The 290-nt window shown below is 33.4% G+C and carries 1 protein-coding gene; it reads right to left on the bottom strand.

Annotation, left to right across the window (positions count from 1 at the left end):
- Positions 1 to 90: 90 nt before the first annotated feature.
- Positions 91 to 290: JAB domain-containing protein (locus tag ACFINZ_RS11985; protein ID WP_375701643.1), on the bottom strand; the 200-nt coding region annotated here is incomplete at its 5' end.

The raw sequence follows: 290 nt of genomic DNA, 5'->3' as shown, positions 1-290 counted from the left end.
CTATAATTTCTCGATGGCCATATTAGATATTGATTTAGAAAATTGATTTGTTACCATTAATTTTATGAATTTTTCTTTATCCAAAGAGGTTCATATGAACTTTAATTCTTTAAAGCTTGTGTAGTTATTTCGTGCTATAATAAGGTGGTCATGAACAGTAATTCCTAATGCATTTGCCGCATCTTTTAATCTATAAGTCATTGTTACATCTGCTTTAGAAGGTGTTGCATCGCCAGAAGGGTGGTTGTGAACCAAAATAAGTCCCGATGCAGACAATTGCAAAGCTCGAG

It is taken from the genome of Bartonella sp. AA81SXKL (genome assembly GCF_042196945.1).
Taxonomy (GTDB): domain Bacteria; phylum Pseudomonadota; class Alphaproteobacteria; order Rhizobiales; family Rhizobiaceae; genus Bartonella.
Note: the sequence above shows the minus strand (reverse complement) of the source record. Positions and strands in the feature narration are given on the sequence as shown.